This is a genomic window from Streptomyces sp. NPDC020807 (assembly GCF_040641575.1).
Lineage (GTDB): Bacteria > Actinomycetota > Actinomycetes > Streptomycetales > Streptomycetaceae > Streptomyces.
Window position 1 is genome coordinate 141,102 of sequence record NZ_JBFADU010000003.1, and the last position, 26,397, is coordinate 167,498.

At 72.8% G+C, this 26,397-nt stretch carries 22 protein-coding genes and 2 tRNA genes; 20 read left to right on the forward strand and 4 right to left on the reverse strand.

All coding sequences use genetic code 11. The features are described 5' to 3' along the window. Positions 1–3 precede the first annotated feature (3 nt). The 9 genes from AB0G79_RS06250 to AB0G79_RS06290 all read left to right on the forward strand — a co-directional run bounded on the left by AB0G79_RS06250 (position 4) and on the right by AB0G79_RS06290 (position 8,305). Entirely contained in the window at positions 4–693 is a 690-nt protein-coding gene (locus AB0G79_RS06250) for a phosphonatase-like hydrolase (RefSeq protein WP_360800930.1), read from the forward strand. Continuing rightward, positions 690–1,751 (forward strand): ABC transporter ATP-binding protein, encoded by a 1,062-nt coding sequence (locus AB0G79_RS06255; RefSeq protein ID WP_360800933.1) that lies wholly within the window; start codon positions 690–692, stop codon positions 1,749–1,751. Before AB0G79_RS06250 ends, AB0G79_RS06255 begins: the two co-directional genes overlap by 4 nt. Further along, the gene (locus AB0G79_RS06260; RefSeq protein ID WP_360800936.1) at positions 1,744–2,634 is read left to right on the forward strand and encodes a 2-aminoethylphosphonate ABC transporter permease subunit; all 891 of its coding nucleotides are present in this window, start codon (positions 1,744–1,746) and stop codon (positions 2,632–2,634) included. The genes AB0G79_RS06255 and AB0G79_RS06260 overlap by 8 nt, the downstream gene beginning before the upstream one ends. Then, entirely contained in the window at positions 2,621–3,439 is an 819-nt protein-coding gene (locus AB0G79_RS06265) for an ABC transporter permease subunit (RefSeq protein ID WP_360800939.1), read from the forward strand. The genes AB0G79_RS06260 and AB0G79_RS06265 overlap by 14 nt, the downstream gene beginning before the upstream one ends. Positions 3,440–3,494: 55 nt before the next feature. Beyond that, positions 3,495–4,553, forward strand: a complete 1,059-nt coding sequence (locus AB0G79_RS06270) for a 2-aminoethylphosphonate ABC transporter substrate-binding protein (protein WP_360800941.1) — start codon at positions 3,495–3,497, stop codon at positions 4,551–4,553. 29 nt (positions 4,554–4,582) lie between these two features. Then, the gene (locus AB0G79_RS06275) at positions 4,583–6,121 is read left to right on the forward strand and encodes an alkaline phosphatase family protein (protein ID WP_360800944.1); all 1,539 of its coding nucleotides are present in this window, start codon (positions 4,583–4,585) and stop codon (positions 6,119–6,121) included. Between the two features lie 91 nt (positions 6,122–6,212). Further along, positions 6,213–6,992, forward strand: coding sequence for an HAD-IIA family hydrolase (locus AB0G79_RS06280; protein WP_055643299.1), 780 nt, complete (start codon positions 6,213–6,215; stop codon positions 6,990–6,992). An 82-nt stretch (positions 6,993–7,074) separates the two neighbouring features. After that, positions 7,075–7,647 carry a hypothetical protein gene (locus tag AB0G79_RS06285; RefSeq protein ID WP_360800947.1) on the forward strand — a complete coding sequence of 191 codons (573 nt, stop codon included), beginning with the start codon at positions 7,075–7,077 and terminating at the stop codon, positions 7,645–7,647. Between the two features lies 1 nt (position 7,648). Then, a complete protein-coding gene (locus AB0G79_RS06290; protein ID WP_360800950.1) occupies positions 7,649–8,305 on the forward strand; it encodes a class F sortase in 657 nt (218 codons plus the stop codon). A 52-nt stretch (positions 8,306–8,357) separates the two neighbouring features. On the opposite strand, the gene AB0G79_RS06295 is transcribed toward AB0G79_RS06290, so the two are convergent. Further along, a tRNA-Lys gene (locus tag AB0G79_RS06295) sits at positions 8,358–8,431 on the reverse strand. Positions 8,432–8,614: 183 nt separating this feature from the next. On the opposite strand from AB0G79_RS06295, the gene AB0G79_RS06300 reads away from it, so the two are divergent. The 6 genes from AB0G79_RS06300 (at position 8,615) to AB0G79_RS06325 (ending at position 17,093) form a co-directional block, all read left to right on the forward strand. Then, a complete protein-coding gene (locus AB0G79_RS06300) occupies positions 8,615–10,114 on the forward strand; it encodes a peptidoglycan-binding protein (RefSeq protein WP_360800953.1) in 1,500 nt (499 codons plus the stop codon). Positions 10,115–10,541: 427 nt separating this feature from the next. Then, positions 10,542–12,551 carry an SPFH domain-containing protein gene (locus tag AB0G79_RS06305; RefSeq protein WP_360800956.1) on the forward strand — a complete coding sequence of 670 codons (2,010 nt, stop codon included), beginning with the start codon at positions 10,542–10,544 and terminating at the stop codon, positions 12,549–12,551. Between the two features lie 208 nt (positions 12,552–12,759). Further along, entirely contained in the window at positions 12,760–13,356 is a 597-nt protein-coding gene (locus AB0G79_RS06310; protein ID WP_360800959.1) for a lytic polysaccharide monooxygenase, read from the forward strand. A 52-nt stretch (positions 13,357–13,408) separates the two neighbouring features. After that, positions 13,409–15,079, forward strand: coding sequence for an AMP-binding protein (locus AB0G79_RS06315; protein WP_360800962.1), 1,671 nt, complete (start codon positions 13,409–13,411; stop codon positions 15,077–15,079). 107 nt (positions 15,080–15,186) lie between these two features. After that, on the forward strand, positions 15,187–16,488 hold the full coding sequence (locus tag AB0G79_RS06320; protein ID WP_360800965.1) for a sensor domain-containing protein: 1,302 nt from the start codon (positions 15,187–15,189) through the stop codon (positions 16,486–16,488). After that, positions 16,431–17,093 (forward strand): response regulator transcription factor, encoded by a 663-nt coding sequence (locus AB0G79_RS06325; protein ID WP_360800968.1) that lies wholly within the window; start codon positions 16,431–16,433, stop codon positions 17,091–17,093. The genes AB0G79_RS06320 and AB0G79_RS06325 overlap by 58 nt, the downstream gene beginning before the upstream one ends. Before the next feature lie 104 nt (positions 17,094–17,197). On the opposite strand, the gene AB0G79_RS06330 is transcribed toward AB0G79_RS06325, so the two are convergent. Next, positions 17,198–17,271: transfer RNA gene (locus AB0G79_RS06330), tRNA-Lys, on the reverse strand. A gap of 121 nt (positions 17,272–17,392) precedes the next feature. Then, complete coding sequence (locus AB0G79_RS06335) at positions 17,393–18,151, reverse strand: IclR family transcriptional regulator C-terminal domain-containing protein (RefSeq protein ID WP_360800971.1); 759 nt, start codon at positions 18,149–18,151, stop codon at positions 17,393–17,395. A 251-nt stretch (positions 18,152–18,402) separates the two neighbouring features. Here AB0G79_RS06335 and AB0G79_RS06340 point away from each other — a divergent pair, with 251 nt between their 5' ends. From AB0G79_RS06340 to AB0G79_RS06355, 4 genes are all read left to right on the forward strand, one after another. Continuing rightward, a complete protein-coding gene (locus tag AB0G79_RS06340) occupies positions 18,403–19,470 on the forward strand; it encodes an LLM class flavin-dependent oxidoreductase (protein WP_360800974.1) in 1,068 nt (355 codons plus the stop codon). A 281-nt stretch (positions 19,471–19,751) separates the two neighbouring features. Continuing rightward, entirely contained in the window at positions 19,752–21,461 is a 1,710-nt protein-coding gene (locus AB0G79_RS06345; protein WP_360800977.1) for a glycosyl hydrolase family 18 protein, read from the forward strand. A 206-nt stretch (positions 21,462–21,667) separates the two neighbouring features. Then, positions 21,668–22,573, forward strand: a complete 906-nt coding sequence (locus AB0G79_RS06350; protein WP_360800980.1) for a helix-turn-helix transcriptional regulator — start codon at positions 21,668–21,670, stop codon at positions 22,571–22,573. Next, the gene (locus AB0G79_RS06355; protein ID WP_360800983.1) at positions 22,570–22,758 is read left to right on the forward strand and encodes a DUF397 domain-containing protein; all 189 of its coding nucleotides are present in this window, start codon (positions 22,570–22,572) and stop codon (positions 22,756–22,758) included. The genes AB0G79_RS06350 and AB0G79_RS06355 overlap by 4 nt, the downstream gene beginning before the upstream one ends. Positions 22,759–22,808: 50 nt before the next feature. Here the strand turns inward: AB0G79_RS06355 and AB0G79_RS06360 are convergent, their stop codons facing one another. Next, the gene (locus AB0G79_RS06360) at positions 22,809–24,695 is read right to left on the reverse strand and encodes an EAL domain-containing protein (RefSeq protein ID WP_360801836.1); all 1,887 of its coding nucleotides are present in this window, start codon (positions 24,693–24,695) and stop codon (positions 22,809–22,811) included. A gap of 370 nt (positions 24,696–25,065) precedes the next feature. On the opposite strand from AB0G79_RS06360, the gene AB0G79_RS06365 reads away from it, so the two are divergent. After that, on the forward strand, positions 25,066–26,349 hold the full coding sequence (locus AB0G79_RS06365; protein ID WP_360800985.1) for a M6 family metalloprotease domain-containing protein: 1,284 nt from the start codon (positions 25,066–25,068) through the stop codon (positions 26,347–26,349). The last annotated feature ends 48 nt before the right edge of the window (positions 26,350–26,397 follow it).

Below are 26,397 nucleotides of genomic sequence, written 5' to 3' on the forward strand. Positions count from 1 at the left end.
CCGATGACCGAGAAGAACAAGAAGCACGACCTCGTCGTCCTCGACATGGCCGGCACCACCGTCGCCGACGGCGGCCTCGTCGAACAGGCCTTCACCGCCGCCGCCGAGCGCCTCGGCGAGGACCCGGCCACGATGATCGACTACGTCCGCGCCACCATGGGCGAGTCCAAGATCACCGTCTTCCGCCACCTCTTCGGCGGCGACGAGACCCGCGCCCGACAGGCCAACCTCGCCTTCGAGGAGGCGTACGGGGAGCTGGTCGCCGGCGGCCGGATCGCGCCGGTCCCCGGCGCGGCCGAGGCGATCGCCACCCTCCGCGAGCAGGGCCGCACGGTCGTCCTCACCACCGGCTTCGCCCGCGTCACCCAGGACGCCATCCTCGACGCCCTCGGCTGGCGCGACCTCGTCGGACCGACCCTCTGCCCGGCGGACGCCGGCGGCCGGGGCCGCCCCTACCCGGACATGGTGCTCGCGGCCCTCCTCCGGACCGCAGCCGTGGACGACGTCCGCCGGATCGTGGTCGCGGGCGACACCTCGTACGACATGCTCAGCGGCTCCCGCGCGGGCGCCGGGATCGTCGCGGGCGTCCTCACCGGCGCCCACGACGAACCGGCCCTCCGGAGGCACGGCGCCACCCACGTCCTCGCCTCGGTCGCCGGACTTCCGTCCCTGATAGGGGAGTCGGAGGCATGAGCAGCGGCATCCGCTTCGACGGCGTCTCCGTCGCGTACGGCGGCACGACCGTCCTCGACCGCCTCGACCTCACCGTCGAACCCGGCGAGGTCATGGCCCTCCTCGGACCCTCCGGCTCCGGCAAGACGACCGCGCTGCGGGCCGTCGCCGGATTCGTCACCCCCTCCTCCGGCCGCGTGTACATCGGCGGCCGGGACGTCACCGGCCTCCCGCCGTACAAGCGGGGCATCGGCATGGTCGTCCAGCAGTACGCCCTCTTCCCGCACCTGCGCGTCGACGCCAACGTGGCCTTCGGCCTCAAGGCCCGCAAGGAGCCCAGGACCCCCAAGACGGAGATCCCCGCCCGGGTCGCCGAGGCCCTGGAGATGACGGGCATGACCGCGTACGCCCGCCGCTACCCCCGCGAGCTCTCCGGCGGCCAGCAGCAGCGCGTCGCCATCGCCCGCGCCCTCGCGATCCGCCCGGACGTCCTCCTCCTCGACGAGCCGCTCTCCGCCCTCGACGCCCAGCTCCGATCCGGCATGCTCGCCGAACTCGCCCGACTCCACCGGGAGTTGCCGGACGTCTCCATCCTGTACGTCACCCACGACCAGGTCGAGGCCCTCACCCTCGCCGACCGGATCGCCGTCATGGACAAGGCCCGGCTCCAGGACTGCGGCACCCCGCAGGACCTCTACCGCCGCCCCCGTACGGAGTTCACGGCCTCGTTCGTCGGCAACGCCAATCTCCTCCCGGTGAAGGTCGACACCCACGGCGTGACCCTCGGGGACACCGCGCTCGCCCTCCCCACGACGGGCGTCGCGCCCGGCTCCGCCGCGACCCTCTGCGTACGGCCCCACCTCGTCGGCCTCGGCGAGGGACCGAACGCCCTCCGGGGCCGCGTCACCGAGGTCCAGTGGAGGGGCTCCACCCACCGCCTGTACGTCGACGTCGACGGCCACCGCGTCAAGGCCGACGTGCGGGAGCTGCGGGAGACCCCGCCGCTCGGCACGCGGGTCACGCTGCACTTCGCGCCCGAGGACGCGGTGCTGCTCGCCGCGGGGGTGAACGGTGAGTAGCGGGACCGCCGGCCTCGTCCAGGAACGCCCGGCACCGGCGGCCGCGCCCGCCCGCCCCGCCGCGCCCGCCGCGCGCGGGCGGTCGACGGTCTGGCTCTGGGCGCTGCCCCCGGTCGCCGTCCTCGCACTGGTCTTCCTCTACCCGCTGGCCCTCGTCGTCCAGGAGTCCCTGGCCCCCGGCGCGTACACCCGGGTCCTCGCCTCCGCCTCCTTCCGCGACGCGCTGTTCACCACCGTCTGGATCGCCGTCGCCGCCACCGCCGGCTGTCTCGTCCTCGGCTTCGTCCTCGCGCTCGTCATCGCGTTCGTGCCGTTCCCCGGCGGGAAGGCGGTGGCGAAGTTCGTCGACGTCTTCCTCTCCTTCCCCTCCTTCCTCGTCACGCTCGCCCTCCTCTTCGTCTACGGGACGGTGGGCATGGCCAACGGCGTCTGGACGGACCTCACCGGCGGCGACCCGACGAGCGGCCCCTTCCGGTTCCTGACCACCCCCTGGGGCGTCCTCCTCGCCGAGATCACCTACTTCACGCCCTTCGTGATGCGCCCGCTCCTCGCGGCCTTCTCCCAGATGGAGACCGCCCAGCTGGAGGTGGCGTCCTCGCTCGGCGCCCGGCCCCTGCGGATCGTCCGGCAGGTGATCCTCCCCGAGGCGCTGCCCGCGCTCGCCGCCGGCGGCAGCCTCGTCCTCGTCCTCTGCCTCAACGAGTTCGGGATCGTCCTCTTCACCGGCGCCAAGGGCGTCACGACGCTCCCGATGCTCGTCTACGGCAAGGCGATCCTCGAATCCGACTACGCCGCCGCCTGCGTCGTCGCCGTCGTCAACGTGGTGCTCTCCGTGGGCCTCTACGTCCTCTACCGGGGGGTCAGCCGCCGTGCTGGTGCATAGCCGTACGGGCAGGTGGACGGCGTGGACGCTGTTCGCGGTCCTCTTCGTCCCGCTCTTCGCCCTGCCCCTGCTCGTCATCGTCGCCGCGTCCTTCGCCACCCACTGGTCGGGCGCCTTCCCCTCCGGACCCACCACCGCCCACTACACGGCGGCCGTCCGCGGGGAATCCCTGCAGGCCCTCACCACCAGCCTGGTCACGGCCGTCACCGCGAGCCTCGTCGCCCTGACTGTCGGCACCTGGGCGGCGCTCGCCGGGGACGCCCTCGCCCGGGCGGGCGGACGCGGCAACCGGGCCCTCAGGCGGACCGTCGACGCGCTGTTCATGCTGCCCGTCGCCGTCCCGTCCGTGGTCGTCGGCCTCGCCGTCCTCGTCGCCTTCTCGCAGCCGCCGGTCCTCCTCAACGGCACGCGCTGGATCGTCATCCTCGCCCACACCGTCCTCGTCACCGCCTTCGCCCACCAGTCGGTCTCGGCCGCGATCCGGCGCCTCGACCCGATGTACGAGCAGGCGGCGGCCGGACTCGGCGCCCGCCCCGCGTACGTCCTGCTCCGGGTGAAACTCCCGCTCCTGCTGCCGTCCCTCACGGCGGCGGCCGGGCTCTGCTTCGCCCTCTCCATGGGCGAGCTGAGCGCCACGATGATGCTCTACCCGCCGGACTGGCTGCCCCTGCCGGTCCTCATCTTCACGGCTACCGACCGGGGTTCGCTCTTCACCGGCTCGGCGCTCGCCGTGGTCCTCATGACGGCGACCCTGCTCGCCCTGCTCGCCGTCTCCCGCGTCCGCACCAAAGCGTCCTACCGCTGATCCGTCCCTCGCCCGTCCCTCGTCCGTCCCTCACCCGTCTGGAGAGAACAACGCCATGCTTACGTACGCCAAGCCGGTCGCCGCCGTCACCGGCGCGCTCGTCCTCGCCGCCACCCTCACCGCCTGCGGCGGCGCGTCCGCCGCCTCCGACGAGAAGGTCGTCACCGTCTACAGCGCCGACGGCCTCAAGGGCGAGAAGGGCGACGGCTGGTACGACACGGTCTTCGCCGACTTCGAGAAGGAGACCGGCATCAAGGTCGAGTACGTCGAGGGCGGCTCCGGCGAGATGGTGCAGCGCGCGCTGCGCGAGAAGACCAACACCCAGGCCGACGTGCTCGTCACGCTGCCGCCGTTCATCCAGCAGGCCGACTCCAAGGGACTCCTCCAGGCGTACGCGCCCCGGGGCGCCGACCAGGTCGCCGGCGGCGACAAGGCGTCCGACGGCAAGTGGACCTCGGTCGTCAACAACTACTTCGGGTTCGTCCACAACAAGAAGGAGCTCCCCTCCGCCCCCAAGAGCTGGGAGGAGCTGCTCGACGCGACGTACAAGAACCGGATCCAGTACTCGACCCCCGGCGTCGCGGGCGACGGCACCGCCGTCCTCATCAAGGCGATGCACGACTTCGGCGGGCAGGAGACGGCCCTCGCCTACCTGAAGAAGCTCCAGGCCAACAACGTCGGCCCGTCCTCCTCGACCTCGAAGCTCGCCCCGAAGGTCGACAAGGGCGAGCTGCTCGTCGCCAACGGCGACGTCCAGATGAACTACGCCCAGGCCCGCTCCATGCCGAACCTCGGCATCTGGTTCCCCGCGAAGGGCGCGGGGAAGCCCACGACCTTCGCCCTGCCGTACGCGGCCGGGCTGGTCGACAAGGCCCCGCACGGCGAGAACGGCAAGAAGCTCCTCGACTACCTGCTGAGCGAGAAGGCGCAGCGCGAGGTCAGCGCCATCGGCGGCGGCTTCCCGGCCCGCAAGGACGTCAAGCCGACGGACGCGAACGCGATCGCCCTCGCGCGGCTCATGGAAGGGGTCGAGGTGTTCCAGCCGGACTGGGCGGACATCGACAAGAACCTGACGACGTACGTGGACGCCTGGAAGTCCGCGACCGGCAACTGATCCCACGCAAGGGAAAGAGAGGCTCCGACATGCCGACGGTCCCCGGCATCCCCCGACGCACCCTGCTCGCCGCCGCGGGTGCCACCGCCGCGACGGCCCTCGTCACCACCGTCCCCCCCGCCCACGCGGCCACCGCCGCCCCCACCCTCCCCAACGGCACCAGCGCGGACAAGGTGCTCGTCGTCGGCATGGACGGTCTGCGGTACGACCGGATCGACGCCGCCAAGGCCCCGCACCTCAAGTCCCTGATGGCGAACGGCACGTACGGCCGCTCGCTGCTCTACGCCAACCCGATGGCCGCGACCTCCTCCGGCCCGGGCTGGTCCACGATCTCCACCGGCGTCTGGCCCGACAAGCACGGCGTGAAGGACAACACCTTCACCGGCAAGAACTACGCCAGGTACCCCGGCTTCCTCGCCCGCCTCCACCAGGTCCGCCCCGAGCTGTCGCTCTTCGCCGCCGTCGACTGGCCGGAGCTCGACACCCACGGCACCGTCACCCCCGGCGCCGACGCCAAGCTCGTCCACAACAACAACTACGCGGTCAACGACCTCGTCATCACCGAGGCGACCGAGGACATCCTCCGCAACCAGAACCCCGACGTCCTCTTCGTGTACTTCGGCGAGACCGACGAGATCGGCCACAACCACGGTGCCGCCTCCGCCGAGTACCTCGACGCCATCGACGTCCAGGACGCCTACCTCGGGCGCCTCCTCGCCGCGATCAAGGCCCGCCCCACGTACGCCTCCGAGCGCTGGACGGTCATCGTCGCCACCGACCACGGCCACACCGACGCCGGCGGCCACGGCGGCTCCAGCATCGAGGAGCGCCGCACCTTCGTCCTCGCCCAGGGCCCCGGCATCGCCGCCGGCGCCCGCCCGATCGACACCCGGCTCGTCGACGTCGCCGCGACCGTCTTCCAGCAGCTCGGCATCGTCCCCGACGCGTCCTGGGGCCTCGACGGCAAGCCGGTCCAGCAGCGCTCGACGGACCCCTTCGACGCGCTGTACGGCTCGCTGTCCGGCCGCGTCGACGAGACCGGCATCCCCGCCGGCGTCCTCGGCTTCACACACACCGCGCCCTCCGGCTGGTCGGTCGTCAACAGCGCCATGGGCACGGGCGGCGTCAGCGAGTGGCGCGGCTGGTCGTTCGCGACCGACGAGTTCTGGTCCCGCACCCAGCGCGACCAGTCCCGCGAACTCAACGTCCGCGCGCGGGGCGTCTTCGCCGTCGCCGACTCCGACGAGTGGGCGGACAAGTCCTTCTCGGGGACGTACGACTCCACGCTGGTCACCCCGGCACACGCCGTCTCCGGGGCGTCCGCGGTGACCCTCGACTTCACCACCTTCTACCGCCAGGAGGGCGCCCAGACCGCCCAGGTCCTCGCGAGCTTCAACGGGGGCACGCCGACCGTCGTCCGCTCGTACACCGCCGACGTCGTCTCCCAGCCGCAGTCCCTCACGGTCGCCGTCCCCTCCGGCGCCTCCACCGTGAGCTTCCGCTTCCGCTACACCGGGTCCAACAACTGGTACTGGACCGTCGACGGGGTAAAGGTCACCGCATCCTGATCCGGCCAGGGCCTACCCTGGGGGCGTCGCCACAGCGCTGTCGCGGCGCCCCCAGAACACCGCACGTCTGTACGGCAGGAGTCCCGCACCCATGGCAGAGCGCAAGCCGATCGAATCCTGGCTCACCGACATGGACGGCGTCCTCATCCACGAGGGCGTCCCGATCCCCGGCGCCGACGCGTTCATCAAGAAGCTGCGGGAGACCGGGAAGCCGTTCCTGGTCCTCACGAACAACTCGATCTACACCGCCCGCGACCTGCACGCGCGCCTCGCCCGCATGGGCCTCGAAGTCCCCGTCGAGAACATCTGGACCTCGGCCCTCGCGACCGCGAAGTTCCTCGACGACCAGCGCCCCGGCGGCACCGCGTACGTCATCGGCGAGGCCGGCCTGACCACCGCCCTCCACGACATCGGGTACGTCCTGACGGACCACGACCCGGACTACGTGGTGCTCGGCGAGACCCGGACGTACTCCTTCGAGGCGATGACGAAGGCCGTCCGCCTGATCAACGCGGGCGCCCGCTTCATCTGCACCAACCCCGACGAGACCGGACCGTCCCTGGAGGGCCCCCTCCCGGCGACCGGTTCGGTGGCGGCGCTCATCACCAAGGCGACGGGCAAGGAGCCGTACTTCGCGGGCAAGCCCAACCCGCTGATGATGCGGACCGGCCTCAACGCGATCGGCGCGCACTCGGAGTCGAGCGCGATGATCGGCGACCGCATGGACACGGACATCCTGGCGGGCCTGGAGGCGGGCATGCAGACCTTCCTCGTCCTCACCGGCCTGACCAGCCAGGCGGAGATCGACCGCTTCCCGTTCCGCCCGTCGAAGATCGTCGACTCGATCGCGGACATCGTCGACCGGGTCTGACCTGTCGGTACGCCTCATGATCCGCCCCTGCGGATGCGAAGCGAGCGGATTCGGGTGACCCTGCCAGTACCAGGAGGTCACCATGCGTTCAGGTCCCATCGCTCTCCGTGTCGCGGGGGCGGCTCTGGTACTCGTACTGGCACCCACGGCCGGTAGCGCGTACGCCCACGACGGGGTGAAGGTCGCCGTCACCCCGTCCACCGCCTCGCCCGGCGCCGACGTCGACGTCCGCGTCAAGGGCTGCAAGGGCACCACCGGTGCCGCGAAGTCCCAGGCGTTCGTCGCCGACGCGGAGCTCACCGGCCGCGACGGGGACTACCCGCTGGCCGGCGACACCACGGTCAAGTCCGGACTCGAAGACGGTACGTACAAGGTCAGCGTGACCTGCGACGGCCACGACCACCCGGACGTCGGCACCGTGCAGGTCCGGCACCACCAGCCCACGCACGAGCCGACCCGGCGACCCGTCCCGGTCGCCCCGGTCCGCGCCGGCGGCGGCGGCACGGCGGCCTTCGCGGCCCCGGCCGCGCCCGGGGTCGCCCAGACGACGAGCGACAGCGGCCTCGGCACGCCCTACACGCTGCTCGGCCTCGGCATGGCCGCCGTCGCGGCCGTCGCGGTCGCCTTCCGCAGCGCCCGACGCCGCTCGGGCTGACGTGGCGACGACGTCGGGCCACGGGCGACTCGTCACCGGCGTGGCCTGGGCGCTGCTGCTCCTCGGGCTCTGGCTCTGGGGCCGCGAGGCCACCGAGGGCCCGGGCGGCAGCTCGGCGCCGACCCACGGCGACATCGCCGCCGTGGGCCGCCCCCTCGGGGTGGCCCTGCCTCCGGCCCACGCGCCGCTGACCCGCGCCGCCGAACCCCGGCGGGTGGAGATCCCGTCCCTCGGCATCGCCGCGCCGGTCGTGGCGCGGGGCCTGGACGCGGACGGCGCGATCGACCCGCCGCCCTTCGAGATGCCCCAGACGGTCGGCTGGTTCGGTCCGGGCACCCAGCCGGGCGCGGACGGCGCCGCGCTCCTGGTCGGCCACGTCGACACGGAGACCCGCCCGGCCGTCTTCTACGGCCTGAGCGCGGCCCGCCCCGGCGAGAAGGTCCGCGTCACCCGGACGGACGGCACGGTCGCCGAGTTCACGATCGACGACGTCCAGGTCCTGCCCCGCACCGCCTTCGACCCGTCCCGGGCCTACGGCCAGCACCACCCCCACCGGGCCGAGCTCCGCCTGATCACCTGCGGCGGCACCTTCGACCGCGCGGCGGGAACGTACTCGGCGAACGTGGTGGTGTCGGCGTACCTGACGGGCGCGGCCTGAGGCGTACATGACTGAAGCCCCTCACCGATGGTGAGGGGCTTCAGTCTGTCTGTGCGCCGCCAGGGACTCGAACCCCGGACCCGCTGATTAAGAGTCAGCTGCTCTAACCAACTGAGCTAGCGGCGCCTGCTGACAGAGATAACTCTACCCGACCTGGAGGTGTGCTCCTGACCAATACCCGTCGGTCCCGGCCTGTCGGATGGTCGTATGAGGCCTTCGATCCGTCAAAATGCGACTTGTCCAGACAGTTGAGACACTGGCGCCCGAAACCAGGGTCAAAAGATCTTGACGAGTGTGGAGGGGAAGCGCATGAGCGTGCCGGTCTTCGAGGAGTTCGAGCCCGCGGCCGACTGCGGCTGCCCGGGCTGCGCGCAGCAGCGCCGTGATCTCGCCCTGGGGCTGCCCGTCCGCGCGGGAGGCCACCCGGCGGCGCACGGCGCCCGTCGCGCGCTGGTCCTGGTGACGGCCGCGGGCGTGGTCCTGGGCGGGGGAGGCACGGGAGTGGCCTCGGCCCTGTCCCGCCCGGCGGGCCCGCCGGCGCCGGCGACCGACGAGACGCCCGGCGTCGGCGACGGCACCCGCGTGACGACGGCCGACCTCCAGGTCCCGGCCCCGGCCGACCGCGCCGCCGGCCCCGTCACTCCCTGGCCGGGCCCCGAGACCCCGCAGGGCGGCCGGGGCCCGCTGCACGGCACGCCGGGCCCCCCGTCCTCGGCCCCGAAGCCACCCGCGACCACGACGAACACGAACACGAACACGGGCACCGGCGTGACCCCGGTCACCCAGACCGCGACCGACACGCTGCGGAAGACCACCCGCGCCGAGATCATCAACCGCGCCAAGCTGTGGGTGGCCGCCCAAGTCCCGTACTCCATGGACAAGTACTGGTCCGACGGCTACCGCCAGGACTGCTCCGGCTACATCTCCATGGCCTGGAACCTCCGCGGCAACGAGTGGACCGGCAGCCTCGACCGCTACGCCGACCGCATCGACCGCGAGGACCTCCAGCCCGGCGACATCCTCCTCTTCCACAACCCCACGAGCCCGACGCGCGGCTCCCACGTCACCCTGTTCGGCGGCTGGACCGACTACACCCACACCTCGTACATCGCGTACGAGCAGACGCGGCCGCGCACCCGCAAGCAGGCGACACCCATGGCGTACTGGGAGAACTCCGACCGGTACGTGGCCTACCGCTACAAGGGCGTGGTCAGCGGGACGACCGGCGGCGGCTCCAACCCGGACAAGCCGACGAACCCGACGAACCCGACGTCCCCGTCCACCGCCTACCCCGGCGCCGACAAGTTCGGCCCCGGCGCCAACAACAAGTACGTCACCCAGCTCGGTCAGCTGCTCGTCGAGCGCGGCGGCCGGAAGTACTACAGCCAGGGCCCCGGTCCGAGGTGGGGCGAGGCGGACCGGCGCGCGACCCAGGCGTTCCAGCTGGCGCAGGGCTGGAAGGGCAAGGAAGCGGACGGCCTGCCCGGCCCCGAGACGTGGAAGCTCCTCGTCACCGGCAAGGGCAGGAGCATCGGCGGTTCGGGTGGTTCGGGCGGCCCCAGCGCGGAAACGCCGGGGTATCCCGGGCGTGGCTCCTTCCGTCCGGGCCAGTCCAACGCATATGTGGAGAAGCTGGGCAAGCAACTGGTGAAGCGGGGCTTCGGCAAGCACTACCTGTCGGGACCCGGTCCGCGGTGGACGGAAGCGGACCGCCGCAACGTCGAGGCGTTCCAGCGGGCCCAGGGCTGGAGCGGCGGAGCGGCCGACGGCTACCCGGGCCCGGAGACCTGGCGGCGCTTGTTCCGATGACCCCGAGAGCATGAGGTGGACCTGAATGACGGCATCGAACCCGAACCCCGCGGACTCCGGCGCGGCGGCCTCGCGAGACGCGGCCCGCACGGCCAGACGTCTGACGGACGGTACCCTCCCGCGCACGTCCCCACCCCAGGGCACGGGCCAGGGGGCGCCTCCGCCCGCGCCGACGCCCGAGGCGCCCGAGGCGCGGGAGGTTCCCGAGACGCCGGAGAGCGGATTGGGCGGGGACGCGGGTGCGGGTGCGGGCAGGGGTGCGGGTGCGGGCACGGGTGAGGTGACGGGCGCCGGCGTGGGCGCCGGCGTGGGTACGGATCCGGTCACGCCCCCGCCTCCGGCCGCCCCCATTGGTCCCCAGCCCCAGCCCCAACCCCAGCCCCAGAACCAGACACAGCCCGACCCCCAACCCCAACCCCAGAACCCGGTGGCCGCGCGCCCGAGCGGCATCGTCCTGGAGGACCCGGCCGCCCACGTCCGCAAGGTCGGCGCTCCGGCGGCGGCCACGGCGGCAACGGTCCAGCCGAGCAGGCCCGTCGAGGTCCGCACGGTCGTACCTGCCGCCGAGGCGGTACGGGCGACTGCGCCCGGCGCCGGTACGGCTGTTCCCGCGTCGGCGCGGGTCGCCGACGGCGTCGCCGGCGACCGCCCGACCGGGGCGGTCGCCGAGGTTCGGCGGGACGGGTCCGTTCCGGCGGGTACGGGCTCCGCTGCCCCGGTGGGCCGGTCCGGCGAGGCCCGGACGGCGACGGCGACGACGCCAGGGGGTGCCGTGCCCGCCGCCCAGGCGGTCGGGACCGCTGCCGCGGCGCCCGGCGCCGAGGTCCGGCGGGACGCACCGGGTACGGGCTCCGCGACCCCGCCGGGTACGACCTCAGCCACCCCGCCGGGTCGGGTTTCCGCCCTCCCGTCGGCGGCGTCTCCGTCGACGGGTCCAGTAACCGCCGCCCAGCCGGGTGCCGTCTCGGCCGCCCAGCCGGGTCCCGTCGCCGCCGCCCAGCCGGACCGGGCCGACGTCCAGCGGGGTGCCGAGGTGCGGACCGTCGGGTTTGTCCCCGAGGGGGACGCCGCCGCTGCCGTGGCGGGTGGCGCCTCCGCCGCACCGGCGCCGCGTCCCACCGCCACCGGCAAGGTCGCCGTCGTCAAGGAGCCGGTCGACGTTCCCGACTTCGGGCAGATCGCCGGCGCGAGGATCGGCTCGCTCGCCGTGCCCGTCGCCGGAGTCGTCCGCGTCGGGCGGCGGAAGAACGTGATCGGTTCCGAGACCACCGGCTCCATCCCCGTCCACCTGCTCTTCCGTGACGAGCCGGACGCGACCGGCGCGATCCACGCCACCGGGGACGACGGCGGTCCCGACACCGTGGCCATGGCGGCGACCGAGGCCCCGCCGCGCGGCGACAAGGCCGCCATCCCCGCTCCCGCGAAGACGGGGAAGGGCGCGAAGTCTCCGGCCGGCCCGCAGGCGAAGCCGCAGGCCACCGTCCACCCGCAGCGCCCCCACGCCTCCAAGGCGCGCCCCGCCCCCACCGCCGACCCGGGCCTCGTCGAGCGGCCCGGCAAGGTGCTGCCGGGCTGGGTCGGTGTGGTCGGCGCGCTGTTCTCGCTGGCGGGCTGCGCGGCGGTCCTGTGGTGGGTCGGCGTGGTGCCGGCCGAGGTCACGAGGTTGCTGCGGCTGCCGGCACGGCCGTACGACGGCATCCGGATCAGCGAGTGGGCGGTCCTCGCCCTCGGCGTCGTCGTCACGCTCTTCGCGCTGGGCGGCCTGGGCCGCGGCCGGGTCGGCTACGCCTGGGTCCTGACCCTGTTCGGCGACTACCGGGGCACGGTCCGCAGGACCGGTCTGGTGTGGATGAGCCCGCTCCTGCTCCGCCGCCGCGTCGACGTCCGGCTCCGGCACTGGCGCAGCGAGCCGCTGCCGGCGGTCGACGCCAAGGGCACGGCCCTCGACGTCGTGGTGCTGGTCGTCTGGCGGGTCCGGGACACGGTCCGCGCCGCGCTCGGCGTCGACGGCCACGAGGAGTACCTGCGCGAGCAGGTCGAGGCGGCGATGGCCCGGGTGCTGTCCCAGCTCCCGGCGGACGCCTTCCACGAGGACGCCCCGACGCTCCGGGACGCGGAGGCGGTCGGCGAGGCGCTGACGCGGATGCTGTCGGCGGACTGCGTGCCGGTCGGCGTCGACGTGTTCTCGGCGCAGCCGACCCGGATCGAGTACGCCCCCGAGGTCGCCGCGGCGATGCAGCGGCGCCGTATCGCGGCGATCGACGCGAAGCACCGGGACAGCGTGCTGACGTCGGTCGTGGACGCGGTGGACGACGTGGTCCACCGGCTGACCAGTCGTGGTCTGGTGGAGCTCGACGACTACGAGCGCAAGGCGCTGGTCAAGGACCTGACGGTGGCGTTCTACACGGGAAGGACGTCGCAGAACGAGGGCGCCTGAGCATCCGGCGAGCCGCCTCCCCGGCCTTCGGCCGGCCATCCCCTCGGCGCCCGGTGGGTCATCCCCGCCGGCATGCGCCGAGGGGATGGACATGTTCAAGTCAGGTCCATACCTTGGTACTTGGTCCAGACCAAAGAGAGTCACGTATCACCACGCACGCGTGCGGCACGACCCCACAGAACTCCCCACGTTCTCCTGGAGTGACAGCATGCGCAAAAGAACGACCGTCGGGGCGGCGGTGGTGGCGCTCGGCGTCGCCGGCGCCTCCCTGCTCGCCACCGGCAGCGCCGGCAGCCACGGCTACACCGACGCGCCGATCAGCCGACAGAAGCTCTGCGCCAACGGCACCGTGACCAACTGCGGCCCCATCCAGTGGGAGCCGCAGTCGGTCGAGGGGCTCAAGGGCTTCCCGGCCGCCGGCCCCGCCGACGGCAAGATCTGCTCGGCCGGGCTCTCGCAGTTCGCCCAGCTCGACGACCCCCGGGGCGGCGCCTGGCCGGCGACGAGCCTCGTCTCGGGCCAGAGCTACAGCTTCCGCTGGCAGTTCACGGCCCGGCACCGCACCACGGACTTCAAGTACTACATCACCAGGAACGGCTGGGACCCGACGCAGAAGCTGACGCGGGCCGCGCTCGACCCGCAGCCGTTCCTGACGGTCCCGTACAACAACCAGCAGCCGCCGTCGACGCTCTCGCACTCCGGGACGATCCCGGCGGGGAAGACGGGCCGCCACCTGATCCTGGCGGTGTGGACGATCGCGGACACGGCGAACGCGTTCTACGCCTGCTCGGACGTGAAGTTCTGACGGCCGATTCCGGGCGTTCAGTTCTGATGGGCCGTCAGTTACAGTCCGGCCCATGAGGAGCAGCAGCGCGGACACCGTCGCGGAGCTCGTACGACGTCAGTGGGGCGACCACCGGATCGGCCTGAGGGACGAGCACCACACCCTCACCCACCACCAGGTCGCCGCGGGCGCCGCCGCGCGGGCCGCGCTGCTGGTGGAACTGATGCCACCCCTGCCGGGGCGCGAGCCGCACCTCGGCATCCTGCTCGACAACACGCCGGAGTACCCGCTCTGGCTGGGCGCGGCGGCCCTCGCCGGGGCCGCCGTCGCCGGGATCAACCCGACCCGGCGCGGCGCCGAACTCGCCCGGGACATCCGGCACACGGCCTGCCGGATCGTCGTCACCCAGCGCGCGCACCTGCCGCTGCTCGACGGCCTCGACCTGCCCGGCGTACGGATCCTGGTCACGGACACCACCGCGTACGAGGAGCTCCTCGCCCCGTACGCCGACGCCCGCCCCGGCGACGCGAGCCTCGGGCCCGTACGGCCCGACAGCCGCTTCCTCCTCTCCTTCACCTCGGGGTCGACGGGAGCGCCGAAGGCCGCCCTGTGCAGCCAGGGCCGTCTCGCCGCCGCCGGTGCCTCCCTGGCCTCGCACTTCTCGGTCCGCCCCGACGACGTCCACTACGTCTGCATGCCGATGTTCCACGGCAACGCGGTGATCGCCGACTGGGCGCCGGCGATGGTCGCCGGGGCGGGCGTGGCGCTCCGGGCCCGTTTCTCGGCCTCCCGGTTCCTCCCCGACGTACGGCGGTACGGGGCGACGTACTTCACCTACGTGGGGCGGGCCGTGCAGTACCTGCTCGCCACCCCGCCCGGCCCCGACGACCGCGCGCACTCCCTCCGCCTCGGCTTCGGCACGGAGGCGGGTGCGGTGGACGCGGCACGCTTCCGGGAGCGGTTCGGGGTGCCGCTCGTCGAGGGGTACGGCTCCTCCGAGGGCGGCGCGGCGATCCAGCGGACCCCGGACACGCCGACGGGCGCGATCGGGCGGGCCGCGCCCTCGGACGACCTGGCCGTCCTCGACCCGGAGACCGGCAAGGAGTGCGCACCCGCCCGCTTCTCGCCCGAGGGCCGGCTCCTCAACGCGTCCGAGGCCGTCGGCGAACTGGTCAACCGGGGCCGCTCGCCCTTCGAGGGGTACTGGCGCAACCCGGAGGCGGAGGCGGCGCGGCTGCGCGGCGGCTGGTACTGGACGGGCGACCTCTTCTACCGCGACGCGACCGGCTTCCTCTACTTCGCGGGACGCACGGACGACCGGCTGCGGGTCGACAGCGAGAACCTCGCGGCGGCGATGATCGAGGGGATCCTCGCGCGGTGGGACCGGGCGGCGGGGGTGGCCGTGTACGCGATACCGGACCCGGTCGCGGGCGACCAGGTGATGGCGGCGATCGCCCTGCGCGAGGGCGAGGCCTTCGACCCCGCGGCCTTCGCGGCCTTCCTGGCCGCGCAGCCGGACCTGGGCACGAAGATGCCGCCGCGCTTCGTGCGCGTGATGGCCGAGCTTCCCCTCACGGCGACGAACAAGATCCACCGGGCGGCCCTCCGCCAGGCGTCCTTCCTGACGACCGACCCGGTGTGGTGGCGCCCCACCCCCGGATCCCCGTACGAACCCCTCACCCTCGAAGCCACCGCGGCCCTCACCACCCACTACACCGCCCACGGTCGCACCCCGACCCCCTGACCTCGTCCCGCGGGGCCGGGGGCAGGCGCGGAGCCCAGGCCCGGCAGGGGCGCCGTTCCGGGGTGAAGGGTGGCCCCGTCCGCGGGGCCCGCATAGCGTGGGCCGGCATGGAACCCCGTACCGCATGGCAGGCGCTCGCCCGGCGACGGTTCCCGCTCGGGTCCTGGCCGTGGCGCGCGGGCGCGTACCTCGCCACGGGGGCGCTCGTCGGGGGGATCGCCGCCCTCGGGCTGATCGTGCTCGGCGCGTTCTCCCTGTTCCTCGTCGGTCTGCCGCTGCTCCTCCTCTCCGGCCCCGTCCTCGCCGCCCTCGAACGCCGCCGCCTCCGGCTCGTCGATCTCGACACCGCCCCCGACCCCCACCGCACCCCCGCCACCCCCGGCCTCGCCGCCTGGCTGCGGCTGCGGGTCGGGGAGCAGGCGACGTGGCGGGAGTTCGGGTACGCGCTGCTGCTCGCCGCCGTCCTGGGCCCGCTCGACCTCCTCGCGCTCGCGGCCTGCGTCGGCCTGCCCGTCGCCCTCCTCGCCGCGCCCGTCCAGCTCGCCGCCGACGGCCACGAGGCCAAGGTCGTCAAGGCCTACCTGGTCACCACCTACCCCGAGGCCCTCGCCACCGCCCTGCTCGGCGCCGCCCTCCTCGTCGCCCTCGCCTACCCGCTCGCCGCCGTCGCCGGCGCCCGCGCCGCCCTCGCCCGGGCCCTCCTCGCGCCCCGCGAGACCGCCGCGCCGGGCGCGATCGGCGAGGTCATCGCCTCCCGCGCCCGCCTCGTCGACGCCTTCGAGGCCGAGCGCCGCCGCATCGAGCGCGACCTCCACGACGGGGCCCAGCAGCGCCTGGTCGCGCTCACCATGGCCCTCGGCCTCGCCCGGCTCGACGCTCCGCCCGGCGGCCCCCTCGCCGAGCAGCTGGCGAAGGCCCACGCGGAGGCCGGGCAGGTGCTGACCGAGCTGCGCGAGCTGATCCACGGCATCCACCCCCAGGTCCTCGCCGACTACGGCCTCGCCGCCGCCCTCACCGACGCCGCCGACCGGTCCGCCGTCCCCGTCGCCACCGGGGACGTCGACGACGACCTGCCCCGGCTGCCGCCCGCCGTCGAGAGCGCCGCGTACTTCGCCGTCCGCGAGGCCCTCGCCAACGTCGGCAGGCACAGCGGCGCCGACCGGGCCCGCGTCGCCGCGCGCCACGCGGACGGGGTCCTGCGGATCGACGTCGAGGACGACGGCCGGGGTGCCGCCGACCCCGCACGCGGCACCGGCCTCACCGGGCTCGCCGACCGGATCGCCGTCCTCGATGGCACACTGACGATCATGAGCCCGCCGGGCGGGCCCACCCTCCTCCGAGTGGAGATCCCGTGCAGCCCAGCGTCCGCAAGCTCCGTGTCGTGCTCGCCGAGGACAGCGTCCTCCTGAGGGAGGGACTGATCGGGCTGCTCGCCCGCTTCGGGCACGAGGTCGTCGCCGCCGTCGGCGACGCCGACGCCCTGCGTGAGGCGGTCGCCGCCCACGACCCGGACGTGGTCGTCACCGACGTCCGCATGCCGCCCGGCTTCCAGGACGAGGGACTGCGCGCCGCCGTCGCGCTCCGCGCCGAGCGGCCCGGCCTGCCGGTCCTCGTCCTCAGCCAGTACGTGCAGCGCAGCTACGCCGCCGACCTCCTCGACGCGGGCGACGGCACCGGCGTCGGCTACCTCCTGAAGGACCGGGTCGGGCAGGTGGAGGAGTTCGCCGAGGCCCTCGCCCGGGTCGCCGACGGCGGCACGGTCGTCGACCCGGAGGTCGTACGGCAGCTCCTGCGGCGCCACCGCGACCCGCTGGAGGCGCTGACCCCGCGCGAGCGGGAGGTCCTGGGCCTGGTGGCGGAGGGGCATTCGAACGGTGCCGTCGCCCGCCGGCTCGTGGTGACGGAGGCCGCCGTCGGCAAGCACATCGGCAACATCCTGGCGAAGCTGGACCTGCCTCCGGCCGAGGACACCCACCGCCGGGTCCTCGCGGTCCTCACGTACCTGCGGGCGTGACGGGCGTGACGGGCGTGACGGGCGTGACGGGCGTGACGGGCGTGACGGGCGTGACGGGAACGACAAGAAAGCCCCTCACCGAGGTGAGGGGCTTTCTCTGTCTGTGCGCCGCCAGGGACTCGAACCCCGGACCCGCTGATTAAGAGTCAGCTGCTCTAACCAACTGAGCTAGCGGCGCCTGCTGACAGAGAAAATACTACCTGGTCCCGAGGGGTGCTCGTGACCACGCCGGTCGGGCTGGAAATCCAGCACCGCCGGCGTGTGAGGCGCGGGGTCCGGGGCGGAGGCCCCGGTTTCGCTCAGAGCGCCAGCGACAGCGCCACCGGCGCCGCCCGCCGGTTCAGCGTGTCCGCCGCCTCCCGCAGCCGGTGGGCCTGCTCGACCGGGAGGGAGAGCGCCAGGCAGCCGGCCGTGGAGCCCGCCGTCAGCGGGACCGCCGCGCAGACCGTGCCGACCGCGTACTCCTGGAGGTCGAGGAAGGGGACCGTCGCCGGCTGGGCGGCGAGCCGGGCGAGGAGGACCCGTTCGTCGGTGATCGTCCGGGAGGTCAGCCGGGCCGCCTTGTGGCGGGAGAGGTGGTCCTTCCGGCCGTTCACGTCGAGCTGGGCGAGCAGGCACTTGCCGACGGCGCTCGCGTGCGCCGCGGACCGGAAGTCCACCCACTCGTTGACCGCGGGCGTCCGCGGGCCGTCGGCGACCGCCGTGATCCGCACCTCGCCGTCGACGTACCGGCTGACGTAGATCGCCGCGCCGACGGAGTCGCGCAGTTCGGTCAGGGCTTCCTGGAGCTTGACCTCCAGGGCCTCGCGGCGGGTCAGGCCGGAGCCGAGGAGGGCGAGCGAGTCCCCGATCGCGTACGCGCCGACGGCGACCTGCTCGACGTACCCCTCGCGGCGGAGCATGAGGAGCAGGGGAGCGAGGTGGGCTACGGGGAGTCCGGTCTCGCGGGCGATCTGGACGTCCGACACTCCGCCGCCGTGCCGTGAGACCGTCTCGAGCACGCGCAGGGCGTACTGCACCGAGTGGAACGGCGCGGTGGGCTCGGGCTTCAGCGCCACGGTTTCCCCCTACCAGGTTGTGACCGCATGCTTTCTCCTCACGATAGCCGCCAAGAAGCTTTTGCAGGGGGGCTGTTGACGAGAATCAGGGGCCGCTTTCGGGCTGCACGCTGGGCGGAGCGACCACGGCATATGCCCATGTCATGAGCCGTGCCATGAGTCCCTTCGCCGAGGGGCCGGGAATAAGCGGAGACGCCCTCCTGTTCGCACCCTGAGGAAGCGCGCAAGCGTGTCGAGGAGAGGGTCCGACGGTGACCGACGCAATTCGAGGAGAGGTGCGGGGCACCGCGCCCGTACCGCTGTCCGTGCTGGACCTGGTGACCGTCGGCAGCGGGCGCACCGCGACCCAGGCGCTCGCCACCAGCGTCGGGCTGAGCAGGCTCGCCGAGCGGCGCGGCTTCCACCGGCACTGGGTGGCCGAGCACCACTCCATGCCCGGGGTCGCCTCCTCCTCCCCGGCCGTGATCCTGGCCCACCTCGCCGCCCACACCCGCCGCATCCGGCTCGGCTCGGGCGGCGTCATGCTGCCCAACCACGCCCCGCTCGTCATCGCCGAGCAGTTCGGCACGCTGGAGGCCCTCGCGCCGGGCCGCGTCGACCTCGGACTCGGCCGCGCGCCCGGCACCGACGGCGCCACCGCCGCCGCCCTGCGCCGGACGGCCACCCTCAACGAGGGCGCCGACGACTTTCCCGAGCAGCTGGCCGAGCTGACCCGCTTCCTGGACGACGACTTCCCCGACGGGCACCCGTACTCCCGCATCCACGCCGTGCCCGGCCCCGTCCAGGGTCCGACGGGCCGCCCGCCGATCTGGCTGCTCGGCTCCTCCGGCTTCAGCGCCCGGCTCGCCGGCCTGCTCGGCCTGCCGTTCGCCTTCGCCCATCACTTCTCGGCCCGGAACACGATCCCGGCGCTCGACCTCTACCGCGAGTCGTTCCGGCCCTCGGAGGTCCTGGACAGCCCGTACGCGCTGATCGCCGTCTCCGCGTTCGCCGCCGACGAGGCGGCCGAGGCCCGCCGCCACACCCTGGCCGGCGCCCTCGCGATGCTCCAGCTCCGGCGGGGGCGGCCGGGGCTGCTGCCCTCGCCCGAGGAGGCGGAGGCGTACGACTACAGCCCCGCCGAGCGGGAGTTCGTGGAAAGCTGGATGGCCGACGTCGTGTACGGCACCTCCGAGGAGGTACGGGTCGGCCTCGACGACCTGCGGAAGCGGACGGGCGCGGACGAGCTGATGATCAACGGCCGGGGGCACGGCGGGGAGGCGCAGCTCCGCAGCTTCGAACTCATCGCGGACGCGTACGACTTCCCGGAGCTGCCGTAGCCCCTTCGGGCCCCTGGCACCCCCGTACCCCGGGATTTCCGGAGTGGCTGGTTCCTTCCCACGCCGCCTCCGCCCGACCCATAAGTGAACCTTAAACCGCTCGTCACCGATGGTGGCGGGCGGTTCTGCTTTGTGCTGCACCCCCCTGACAAGGGGTTTCTTCGGCAAATTGGTCTAGTCCTCAATCTGGTTCAGACCATTGACGCGCCGTTCACGCGCCGGTTATCACTTCCTCAGCTCCTGTACGGCACCACCCAGTACCCCCCATTCGGAGGCCGCACGTGCACCCCCGTAAGCCCTTGATCGCCGCGCTCCTCAGCTCGGCTCTCGCCGCCGGCGCTCTCGCCGCCACTGTCGGTATCGGCTCCGCCCAGGCGGCCGACACCTCGACCAGCGCCTCTGCGGGCAACGTGCGCATCGCGTACTACGACCAGTGGAGCGTCTACGGCAACGCGTTCTACCCCAAGCACCTCGACACCCGGGGCATCGCGAGCAACCTGGACGTCATCAACTACTCGTTCGGCAACATCCACCCCACCAACCTCACCTGTTTCGAGGCCAACAAGGCCGCCGGTGACGACAACAACCCCAACGCGGGTGACGGTGCGGGCGACTCGTACGCCGACTACCAGAAGTCCTTCAGCGCGGCGGACAGCGTCGACGGCATCGCCGACAAGTGGGACCAGCCGATCGTGGGCGTCTTCAACCAGTTCAAGGAGCTGAAGGCGAAGTACCCCCACCTGAAGATCAACATCTCGCTCGGCGGCTGGACCTACTCCAAGTACTTCAGCGACGCGGCCAAGACGGACGCGAGCCGCAAGAAGTTCGTGGCCTCCTGCATCGACCAGTACATCAAGGGCAACCTGCCGGTCGAGGGCGGCTTCGGCGGCGCGGGCACGGCGGCCGGCATCTTCGACGGCATCGACATCGACTGGGAGTACCCGGGCTCCTCCGGCGGCCACCTGGGCAACCACTACGCCCCCGAGGACAAGCAGAACTTCACGCTCCTCCTCGCCGAGTTCCGCAAGCAGCTCGACGAGTACGGCGCGGCCAACGGCGGCAAGAAGTACATGCTGACGGCGGCCCTCCCGGCCGGCCAGGACAAGATCAAGTACATCGAGACGGACAAGATCGGCGCGTACCTCGACTACGCGAACATCATGACGTACGACATGCACGGCGCCTGGGACGGCGACGGGCCGACGTACCACCAGTCCCCGCTCTACTCCGGCTCGAACGACCCGACCGACGTCATCGCGCCGGGCAACGAGAAGTACAGCATCGACGCCGCCATCGACTCCTGGATCGACGGCAACCCGACCTACGGGATCACCGGCGGCTTCCCGGCCAACAAGCTGACCCTGGGCTACGAGTTCTACTACCGCGGCTGGAAGGGCGTCCCGGCCGGCACCACCAACGGCCTCGCCCAGACCGCCACCGGCGGCTCCAACGTCCGCCCGCTCTCGCAGCAGGCCGGCATCGCGCACTACAAGGAGCTCGGCGGCATCGTCGACAACGCGTCGACGACCTTCTGGGACGACCAGGCGAAGGCCTCGTACTTCTACAAGGACGGCGAGTTCTTCACCGGCCTCAACCAGAAGTCCATCCAGGCCCGCGTGGACTACTCGAAGCAGCGCGGTCTCGGCGGCGCGATGATGTACTCGCTCCTCGGCCTGGACGAGAACGCCACCCTGCTGAAGCAGATCAACACCGCGCTCGGCGCCCCCACCACCCCGCCCACCACGACGCCGCCGACCACCGCGCCGACGACGCCGCCCACCACCACCCCGCCGACCACGACGCCTCCGACCACCACCCCGCCCACCTCGGGCTGCGGCACGGTCCCGGCGTACGTCGCGGGCACGGTCTACAACTCGGGCAACGAGGTCTCCTACAACGGCCGCAAGTACAAGGCCAAGTGGTGGACCCAGAACGAGACCCCCGGCACCACCGGCGAGTGGGGCGTGTGGCAGGACCTCGGCGCCTGCTGAGTGGCTGACCGGCCCGGGGCGGTGATCCCCCAGTCACCGCCCGCACCGCCCGCACCGCCCGCACCGCCCGCACCACCCTCATGAACGCTGCCCCCGCCCGGACTGTCCCTCCGGCCGGGGGCAGTCCCATGTCCCCGTCCTCTCGTTCTTCGTACTTTTCCGATCGGACCCTCCGTGCATGCCGCGGTGGCTTAGCGTGACGAGCGGTGACTGCACAGCACGAGAGGGTGTGGGGTGCGATGACGGAAGAACAGAGCGACGGGGTCCTGGAGTCGGGGCGGGAGGAGGACTCCGCGTCGCCGGGAGGCAGGCCGCCCGTCTCGGGGGTGGCGGTGGCCTTCGGACGGAGCCTGAAGACGCTCCGGACGCGGGCGGGGATCGACCGGGAGGCCCTGGGCAAGCTGCTCGGGTACTCGGCCTCCACGATCGCCTCGTTCGAACAGGGGCGGAGGATCCCACCGCCGCGCGCGGTCGACCAGGCGGATCAAGAGGTCGGCGCGGAAGGCTTGTTGAAGGTGTGGAAGGAAGAGCTGGAGGCGGCGCAGTACCCCGCGTTCTTCCAGGGGATGGCACAGCTGGAGAAGGTGGCGGCTGAGCTGCTGGCGTACGACACGCTGGTGGTCAACGGTCTGTTGCAGACCGAGGAGTACATGCGGGCGGTGCTCGGCAACCGGCGCCCGTCGGTCGACGCGGAGGTGATCGAACAGCGGGTGAGTGCACGACTGGCCCGACAGGCGATCTTCGATCGCCGCCCCGAACCGCTGACGAGTTTCGTCATGTGCGAGTCGGTGCTCCGCCGGGAGTTCTGCGGGCGGGACGTGCTGCGCGGGCAGCTGGAGCACCTGATCCTCATGGGCCAGCGGGCGCACGTCCAGATCCAGGTGATGCCCCTCGACGGTGTTGAGAACGCGGGCCTGGAAGGGCCGTTCACCGTCATCACCCGCGAGGACGGCAAGAGGTTCGTGTACGCGGAGGCCCAGGGCGCGAGTGCCCTGGTGACCGACCCCAAGCAGACCGTTCTCGCCGCAGCCCGCTATGGAATTATCCGGTCACAGGCTCTCAGTCCCCGGGAGTCGCTGGCGTTCATCGAGAAGTTGTTGGGAGAGCTATGAACAGCACCGAGTCCCTCGCCTGGTTCAAGAGCAGCTACAGCGGTGGCGACGGCGGCCAGTGCGTGGAGGTCGCGGCGGGCGCGGGAGCTGTGCACGTCCGTGACTCGAAGGACACGACCCGTCCGTCCTTCCGGGTCTCTCCCGCCGCCTGGGCGGGATTCCTCGGGCTCGCCTCGGCCGAGTAGTCGAGAGGGGGGCCTGCCCGTCCGGACGACCGGACGGGCAGGCCCCTTCGTCACACCCGCAGCGGGCGCGCGCCGATCAGTTCGGCGATGCGCTCCGGCGCCACCGCCCGCGAGTACAGCCAGCCCTGGCCCGTGTCACAGCCGATCCGGCGGAGCCTGCTCGCCTGGCCGGTCGTCTCGACGCACTCGGCGGTGACCGTGATCCCCAGCCGGTGCGCGAGCTGCACGAGCGCCTCCACGATGAGCTCGTCCGCCGGGTTGGCGTGCTCCTCGTCCTGGAAGCCGCGGACGAACGAGCCGTCCAGCTTGAGGACGGAGACCGGCAGCCGGCTCAGGTAGGCCAGGTTCGAGTAGCCGGTGCCGAAGTCGTCGATGGCGATGCACACGCCCATGTCGCTGAGCGCCTGGAGCACTTGGAGCGGCCGTCCGGCCGAGCCCATGACGGCGGACTCGGTCAGCTCCAGCTGGAGCAGGTGCGGGGCGAGCCCGGTCTCCGCGAGGATCCCGGCCACGTCCGCGACCAGGTCGGAGTCCCAGAGCTGACGGACCGCCACGTTGACGCTGACGAAGAGCGGGCGCTCGCGCGGATGGTCCCGCTGCCACTGCCGGGCCTGCCGGCAGGCGGTCCGCAGCACCCACCTCCCGAGCTCGACGATGGAGCCGTCCTCCTCGGCGATCCCGATGAACCGATTCGGCGCGAGCGAGCCGAACTGCGGGTGGTGCCAGCGCACCAGGGCCTCCACCCCGCGCACCGCGCCGTCCGCCAGCTTCACGAGCGGCTGGTACTCCAGGGCGAACTCGCCGCGCTCCAGGGCCGGGCGCAGGGAGGAGGAGAGTGCCTGCCGGGTCATCCGGTGGGCGTTGCGCTCCGGGTCGAAGAAGGTCCAGCGGGCCTTGCCGTCGGCCTTGGCCCAGTACAGCGTGGTGTCGGCGGCCTGGACGAGGGAGGTCGCCGTCGTCCCGCGGGCGAGGCGCTCGACGACGCCGATCGACGCGGAGACCGAGAGCCGTCGGCCGCCGAGGTCGAAGGGGCGCTCGACGGCGCTCAGCACCGAGCGGGCCAGGTCGGCCAGTTGCTCCGTGCCGGTGGAGTCCTCGATGAGGATCGCGAACTCGTCGCCGCCGAGCCGGGCGACGAGGTGGTCGCCGTTCCCCGCGCAAGCGGTGAGCCGGTCGGCGACGGCGGCGAGGAGGCGGTCGCCGACGCGGTGGCCGTGGGTGTCGTTGACGGCCTTGAAGCCGTCGAGGTCGAGGTAGCAGAGGCCGATCCGCCCTGTTCTGCCATACCCGTACGACTCGTCGGACTCGTCGGACTCATTGGACCGGTCGGTCTCGTACGACTGGCCGGTCTCGTACGACTGGGCGGTCTCGTGCGACCGGTCGTCCGTGTCGGACCGGTCGGCCGTGCGGGACGGGTCGACCGCGCGGGACGTGGTCGACTCCGCCGCCTCCAGGGCCGTCGCCAGGCGCTCGAAGAACAGGGTCCTGTTGGGGAGCCGGGTCACCGGGTCGTGCATCTGGAGGTGGCGCACCCGGGCCTGGAGTTCGCGGCGGGCGCTGATGTCCGCGATCGAGAGCAGCACGCGTTGGCTGTCGGGTACGGGGGAGACGGTGACCTCGGCCCAGAGGGTGCGGCCGTCGGGGTGCTTGAGGCGGCGGGTGCAGCGGAACCGGGAGCGGCCGCCGCGGAGGACCTCGCGGTACGCGTGCCAGGTGCGGCCGTCGGAGGCGAGGTCGACGAGGTCGGCGGCGGGCCGCTCGCGGAGCTCGGCCGGCGGGGTCCCGAGGAGGGTGCCGAGGGAGTCGTTGGCGTCGACGACGACGCCGTCCTCGTCGACGACGGCCATGGGGAGCTGGGCGACGGCGAAAGCGGCGCGGTAGTCGCGCTCGGCGCAGGCCCTGACGTGACGCTCCGTGAGGAGCGACTCGTCCGGCATCGTCTCCGGCGGCTCTGGGTGCACCGGTCCTTCGGGGGTTCCGCTCACCGCTCGCTCCCGTAGTGCAGTCGGGCCGGTCACTTGTGGTCGGGATGGTCGGCCAAGGAAAAGTGAGCCGATCATAGAGCCAGGCCGGGGGAGCGTTCCAGCTCCGATGCGGTTTCCGGCGGCGCCGGCGTGCGGGGAGAACCCCGTCGGCCGCCTCGGCCGATCGTTTCTGCACGGATCTGACACGGGTCGGCGCTGACCTGACCGAATGTGACTTTCCGTGAGCTGATGACCGCTCGTGTCGCGTCGACGCGCGGGCCGTTCCTCACTCGACCGGGGCAGCGGAAACATGCGAAACGCCGCAAAACACCACAAGGTGGACATGGTGTCCCGCACAACCGATCCGGAGGTCCACGTGAGGGGTCAGCAGCCACCCGGAGGAGTGGAGCGCCCGCGGCTGCGTGCCGGCGCGGCGGCCTTCACCGCGCTCGCCGCCCTGGCCGCCACCGGCCTCGTCGCGGGCCCCGCCGTCGGCGCGACCGTCGCGAACCCCTGCGCGCTGCCCCGGACGAGTGCCCACCACTCGCTCGGCCTCGACACCTGGAACGGCTCCTACGCGCGCCCCACCCGGGCCCTCGACGCCGTCATGGTCTTCCTGTCCTTCCCGGACGCCGAGCCGCTCACCACCCCCGCCGAGCTCGCCGCCGACCACTTCCCGGCCACCAGCGAGTACTTCACCCGCGCCTCCTACGGCCGCTTCGACCTGCGCGCCCACCCCCGGAGCGAGTGGGTCGAGATGCCGCGCGACTCGACCTCGTACGGCATACGGCGGGACTGGGACTCGGGGAACCGCTCGGCCTACCTGCGCGACGCCGTCGCCGCCGCCGACGAGGACGTGGACTTCTCCCGGTACGACATCGTGTACCTGGTCGCCGACCCGGACGCGCCCGGCGTGGACTCGGACGCGACGAAGGTCGTCAACCTCGACCGCCCGCTGGAGGTCGACGGCACCGAGATCAAGCGGGTCGTCACCGTCTTCGAGCGCCACCCGCCCGACCGCAACGTCCTCGCCCACGAGACCGGCCACGTCTTCGACCTGGCCGACCTCTACCACCGCCCGGAGGACGGCAAGGGGGACTGGGACACCCACGTGGGCGACTGGGACGTCATGGGCAGCCAGTTCGGCCTCGCCCCCGACCTCTTCGGCTGGCACAAGTGGAAGCTCGGCTGGCTCTCCCGCGCCCAGGTCAGCTGCGTCCAGGGCTCCGAGCCCCAGGTCGTCAGCCTGGAGCCGACCGACGCGCCGCCACCGGAGTACGGGGGCCTCGGCACCCGGCTCGCGGTCGTCAGGACCGGCCCCGACAGCGTCCTCGCGATCGAGGCCCGCAGCGCGGCCGGGAACGACGCCGAGACCTGCACCGAGGGCGTCCTCGTCTACCGGGTGCGCAACGGCGCCGCCTCCGGCGACGGCCCCGTCGAGGTCGTCGACGCCCACCCGGACACCGAGGCCTGCTGGGACCGCTCCGTCTATCCGCCGCTCGCCGACGCGCCCCTGGAGGTCGGCGAGACCATCACCGTGCCCGGCACGGGCGTGCGGGTCGAGGTGACGGACCGCACGGAGGGCGGCAGCTGGACGGTGAAGATCGCCCCGCCGGTCGTGGGCTGACCCCGGTCGCCGGCCGAACACGAAGAAGGCCCCCTCACCGAAGTGAGG

Excerpts from the sequence above, each read along its gene's own strand:
- AB0G79_RS06250 (WP_360800930.1), top strand. The coding sequence starts at position 4 with ATGACCGAGAAGAACAAGAAGCACGACCTCGTCGTCCTCGACATGGCC.
- AB0G79_RS06255 (WP_360800933.1), top strand. The coding sequence starts at position 690 with ATGAGCAGCGGCATCCGCTTCGACGGCGTCTCCGTCGCGTACGGCGGC.
- AB0G79_RS06270 (WP_360800941.1), top strand. The coding sequence starts at position 3,495 with ATGCTTACGTACGCCAAGCCGGTCGCCGCCGTCACCGGCGCGCTCGTC.
- AB0G79_RS06275 (WP_360800944.1), top strand. The coding sequence starts at position 4,583 with ATGCCGACGGTCCCCGGCATCCCCCGACGCACCCTGCTCGCCGCCGCG.
- AB0G79_RS06280 (WP_055643299.1), top strand. The coding sequence starts at position 6,213 with ATGGCAGAGCGCAAGCCGATCGAATCCTGGCTCACCGACATGGACGGC.
- AB0G79_RS06285 (WP_360800947.1), top strand. The coding sequence starts at position 7,075 with ATGCGTTCAGGTCCCATCGCTCTCCGTGTCGCGGGGGCGGCTCTGGTA.
- AB0G79_RS06300 (WP_360800953.1), top strand. The coding sequence starts at position 8,615 with ATGAGCGTGCCGGTCTTCGAGGAGTTCGAGCCCGCGGCCGACTGCGGC.
- AB0G79_RS06310 (WP_360800959.1), top strand. The coding sequence starts at position 12,760 with ATGCGCAAAAGAACGACCGTCGGGGCGGCGGTGGTGGCGCTCGGCGTC.
- AB0G79_RS06315 (WP_360800962.1), top strand. The coding sequence starts at position 13,409 with ATGAGGAGCAGCAGCGCGGACACCGTCGCGGAGCTCGTACGACGTCAG.
- AB0G79_RS06320 (WP_360800965.1), top strand. The coding sequence starts at position 15,187 with ATGGAACCCCGTACCGCATGGCAGGCGCTCGCCCGGCGACGGTTCCCG.
- AB0G79_RS06355 (WP_360800983.1), top strand. The coding sequence starts at position 22,570 with ATGAACAGCACCGAGTCCCTCGCCTGGTTCAAGAGCAGCTACAGCGGT.
- AB0G79_RS06360 (WP_360801836.1), bottom strand. The coding sequence starts at position 24,695 with ATGCCGGACGAGTCGCTCCTCACGGAGCGTCACGTCAGGGCCTGCGCC.
- AB0G79_RS06365 (WP_360800985.1), top strand. The coding sequence starts at position 25,066 with ATGGTGTCCCGCACAACCGATCCGGAGGTCCACGTGAGGGGTCAGCAG.